Here is a 4,534-nt window from a genome sequence, read left to right as displayed (position 1 = left end):
TGATGAGGAGCGGAGTTACCCTAATCGGTAATGAGCACCGCAGGCAGGCGAAGCAACGAAGAAAGCGAGCGTTTGGCGGGCAGTCTGAAAGGAAGGGGGATCCCTTCCTTTTAATTTGCTTTCAGACTGGAAAGTCCGAATCTATCTTACTTCATTTGTTTCAGGGTGTGTACCTAGCTCTTCTGAAGGTTTGAATAATAAGCCAAGGTTAATTAAGCCTGAAATACCAACGATACCATAAATAATTCGAGCAAAAGCAGAATCTGCACCACCAAAAATTGCTGCTACTAAATCAAATTGAAAGAATCCAATTAACCCCCAGTTTATAGCTCCAATAATTGTAAAAATAAGTGCAATTCGTTGTAAAGTACTCATATAAGTTAACCCTCCTTTTTATGACCTTCTTGAATAGCTTGCCTCATTTCATTTCATTTATGTATGTAGAGAAAGTTAATAAAAAAAATTACATTTTGATTTTTGTTAAAGTTTTCACATAAATTTGATTGCATTTACTTGATTTCAATTATTTATTTAGGTACATTGAAAAGGTATTATAACTATTTAAGGAGGTTTGATGTATGACTTCTCATATTAAATTTGACTATTCAAAAGCAAAAATGTTTTTTCAAGATCACGAAATATCATATTTAAGGGATGCAGTGAAATTATTTCACCATACAATTCATGAAAAAACAGGTGCAGGTAACGATTTTCTAGGATGGGTAGAGTTACCTAATGATTATGACAAAGAAGAATTTTCTCGAATTCAAAAAGCAGCAGAGAAAATTAAATCAGATTCAGACGTTCTTTTAGTTATTGGAATTGGCGGGTCATATTTAGGCGCGCGTGCTGCGATTGAAATGTTACAACACTCATTTTTTAATATTGCTTCAAAAGAAGAAAGAAAAGCACCTCAAGTTTTCTTCGTAGGAAACAATATTAGTTCTACATATATGCACGATTTAATTCAAGTATTAAAGGATAAAGATTTTTCAATCAATGTTATATCAAAATCTGGTACAACTACTGAACCAGCAATCGCTTTCCGTATTTTTAGAAAGTTATTAGAAGAAAAATACGGTGTTGAAGAAGCTAAAAACCGTATTTATGCTACAACTGATAAAGGACGTGGAGCATTAAAATCTGTTGCTGATGAAAAAGGATATGAAACATTCGTTATTCCTGACGATGTAGGTGGACGTTATTCAGTTTTAACAGCAGTAGGATTATTACCAATTGCTGCAGCGGGTATTGATATTGAACAAATGATGAAGGGTGCACAAGATGCATATAAAGAATACAACTCTTCAGAATTAGAGGACAATCAAGCTTATCAGTATGCAGTTGTACGAAATGTTTTATATAACAAAGGTAAGACAATTGAAATGCTTGTTAACTACGAACCATCTTTACAATATTTTGGAGAATGGTGGAAGCAATTATTTGGGGAGAGTGAAGGGAAAGACCAAAAAGGTATCTATCCATCTTCAGCAAACTTCTCAACAGATTTACATTCACTTGGCCAATATGTACAAGAAGGTCGACGTGATTTATTTGAGACAGTTCTTTCTGTTGAAAACCCACGTCATGAATTAACAATTGAACTTGAGGATAACGATTCGGATGGATTAAATTATCTTGCAGGTAAAACTGTAGATTTTGTAAATAAAAAAGCTTTTGAAGGTACAATCCTAGCTCATGCTGATGGTGGAGTACCAAATCTAATTGTTTCACTACCTAAATTAGATGAATATACTTTCGGATATACAGTGTACTTCTTTGAATTAGCTTGTGCGATGAGCGGATACTTACTTGGAGTAAATCCATTTGATCAACCAGGTGTTGAGGCATACAAGAAAAATATGTTTGCTTTATTAGGGAAACCAGGATTTGAAGAACTAAAACAGCAGTTAGAAGAACGTTTAAAATAATTACAAAACCGTTGTTAAATAAACTTTAACAGCGGTTTTTTTTATTGTTTTTAAAATTAAATTCATGTTTTTACCGAATAAGAAAATACTATTGAAAAAGGAGGAGGAAAGCATTGTATCCTTTAAAGTCAAAATTAGAGAATGAGATTTTTCCGCTTAATGAAATTGAGGGGAAATTAAAAAATCACGGTTTTGTTATCGGATCTAATTGGGAATATGATCATGGAAGCTTTGATCTATTAATGCGAGATGATGACGGATATCAATATTTACGTTTGCCGTTTAATGTTACTTCTGGTTCATTAGACATGGATGGAGCTGTAATTCAATTTGAATCTCCATTTTTACTAACACACATTTATAATGAGGGGCTTGATGATAATATTGGTTATGAAGGGAATCTAACAGGATCATTAAACCAGTTTCAAGAACCGATTGATAAAGATGCTAAAGTGCCTAGAAAATATCAAATAAAAGGGTTTGAAATACTTAAGAAAATTGAAGATGAGCTTTTATAAAACAAAGAGCCAAATCATATATTTATGATTGGCTCTTTGTTTTATAATTTTGTAACCATTGTTAAGTAAGTAAGATAAGAAAATCATCTTTGGCAATCTTAACGCTTTTGTCAGGCCGTATTATAGTCTGTCTATCGCGAATAATCCCAATAATCATTTTATCGTTGTTTAATTCTTCTATCACTATATCGAAGTAAAATTTTCCGATCATATTCTGTTCTACTTCTCTTATTTTTACTGTGAAATTTTCAAGTTGATTTGTTAGTTTAAGAACAACATCTGAATATCCTTTATGCATAAGTGAACCTGACATTACAAAGGAAGTTAATAAATGAGCTTCAATAACCTCGTTTGCGCCTGCTCGATTTGCATTAATTACTTGATTTTTAGTTAAGATTTCTGCAATACAGTTTATTGACTGATTAACACCTTTCGCAGCGATGATTGTTAAAATTGTTTGCATATCAGCTTCTTTTTCATTTTTATTTTGATCAGCTGTAATTAATATTGTATTAGCAAATTTTAAATTAGCTTTTTCTAAAATAGAATCATTGGAGGCAGAGCCCTTTACAAAATGCACTTTATCAAATTCAAAAGGTAATAACTCTAAACTTTCATCAATTAATACGATATGTGTTGAAATTGAAGACTCACGTATTTGCTTAATTACATTTTTAACTCGTTCGTTCCACCCTACTATTACAATATGGTTCTTTTTTGTAAAAGTAAGTTCCCCTCTATAATCTGCGTCTTGATTTCTAAAGGTTTGCGCTGTGAATGAAATCAAATAATAAGAACCAAATCCAGTACCTAGTAAAATTAGTACAACTGCAAAAAAACGTCCAACTGGAGATAAAGGTACGTAGTCACCATAACCTACTGTAAATGTAGTAACTATTGACCACCACATGCCGTCCCAAACAGTTGGAAACGTAAAAGGTTCAGCAAAATGGATAATTGTTCCGAAAATAGCAATCAACGATAATAAAATTAAAGTAATTTTAAATAATGTATATGATTTAAAATAGAGCGGTTGGTTACGAAATACTTTCAAGTTTATTCCTCCATCGCAATTTCGTAACACTTATTTTTACCAACTAATTAATAACTTATCACTATTATATACTCTCTATTTCAATTCCCCGGATGTTTTCTATTTGCTCAATATCATAATAAATTTCTGTTGTTCTTCGTTTATTAAACACTAATAATTTCATTTGGACATAATGCTCATCATTAGTTAAGCCTTTAATTTTAATGTTCTTAACTGTAATATCTTGAGCAGTTATTTGGTCAATGACAATATTTATATTTTCGATTCCTAAAACAGTAAGCTTCAGACTTATATCTCTTTCTTTTAATCTTTTAGGACCAAGTTTGTTAATTAAAAATGGTATTAGTTCAACACTTATTATTAATAACCCTACACCAGCAAATGCCTCGACATAAAAGCCAGCTCCAACAATTATTCCGATACCTGATGCGCCCCATATCATAGCAGCAGTTGTTAATCCAGCAATAGTATCATTACCTCTTCGGAGAATAACACCAGCTCCAACGAAACCAATTCCAGAAACTATTTGAGCTGGTAAACGTAAAGGATCCATTGTTATATTTAAATAGTCGCTGCTACGAAATGAATAGGCCGAACTAATCGAAACAATTGTTAGTAAGCAACTCATTATCGAAATAACTAGGCATGTTTTTAATCCAAGAGGTTTTCTTTTTAGCTCCCTTTCTAAACCGATAACGGAACCTAGCATTGCTGATATAAGTAATTTTATGAGGATATCTGGTTGTAGCTCCATTTTCTAAACCCCTTTTCTATATAGTTTATGGCTATTTCGACATTTCGTATTACACTTCCTTCGTACTAAATATAAAACTTTTCATCTTTTATAAAAAAAAATGAAAAAAGGGCTTGTCATATTACAAATGCGATGTTATATTTATATACGTCGCCAAGATGGTTCGACAAAAAACGAAATGAAGTAATAAAAAATAAAAAAAATGTTGACTCGCTGATGAAGAGATGTTAATATGAAAAAGTCGCCAATGACGCGATAAAGTGAACTTTGAAAACTA

5 protein-coding genes are annotated in these 4,534 nt (G+C 32.1%); 2 read left to right on the top strand and 3 right to left on the bottom strand.

The features are described 5' to 3' along the window. Window positions 1–141: 141 nt before the first annotated feature. Window positions 142–375 (bottom strand): DUF378 domain-containing protein, encoded by a 234-nt coding sequence (locus COC46_RS21695; protein WP_056468643.1) that lies wholly within the window; start codon window positions 373–375, stop codon window positions 142–144. A 203-nt stretch (window positions 376–578) separates the two neighbouring features. Here COC46_RS21695 and COC46_RS21690 point away from each other — a divergent pair, with 203 nt between their 5' ends. Beyond that, on the top strand, window positions 579–1,931 hold the full coding sequence (locus COC46_RS21690) for a glucose-6-phosphate isomerase (protein ID WP_098811966.1): 1,353 nt from the start codon (window positions 579–581) through the stop codon (window positions 1,929–1,931). A 113-nt stretch (window positions 1,932–2,044) separates the two neighbouring features. Further along, the gene (locus COC46_RS21685; protein ID WP_098811965.1) at window positions 2,045–2,449 is read left to right on the top strand and encodes a YugN-like family protein; all 405 of its coding nucleotides are present in this window, start codon (window positions 2,045–2,047) and stop codon (window positions 2,447–2,449) included. Window positions 2,450–2,510: 61 nt separating this feature from the next. On the opposite strand, the gene COC46_RS21680 is transcribed toward COC46_RS21685, so the two are convergent. Continuing rightward, window positions 2,511–3,503: a potassium channel family protein gene (locus tag COC46_RS21680; RefSeq protein ID WP_176545251.1), complete on the bottom strand. Its 993-nt coding sequence runs from the start codon at window positions 3,501–3,503 to the stop codon at window positions 2,511–2,513. Between the two features lie 64 nt (window positions 3,504–3,567). Continuing rightward, a complete protein-coding gene (locus COC46_RS21675; protein WP_098811963.1) occupies window positions 3,568–4,257 on the bottom strand; it encodes an MgtC/SapB family protein in 690 nt (229 codons plus the stop codon). Window positions 4,258–4,534 lie beyond the last annotated feature (277 nt).

Origin of the sequence: Bacillus sp. AFS041924, from assembly GCF_002577195.1 — a bacterium.
GTDB lineage: Bacteria > Bacillota > Bacilli > Bacillales > Bacillaceae_G > Gottfriedia.
Note: the sequence above shows the minus strand (reverse complement) of the source record. Positions and strands in the feature narration are given on the sequence as shown.

Coding starts and splice junctions, on each gene's coding strand:
- COC46_RS21695 (WP_056468643.1), bottom strand. CDS start 375: ATGAGTACTTTACAACGAATTGCACTTATTTTTACAATTATTGGAGCT.
- COC46_RS21690 (WP_098811966.1), top strand. CDS start 579: ATGACTTCTCATATTAAATTTGACTATTCAAAAGCAAAAATGTTTTTT.
- COC46_RS21675 (WP_098811963.1), bottom strand. CDS start 4,257: ATGGAGCTACAACCAGATATCCTCATAAAATTACTTATATCAGCAATG.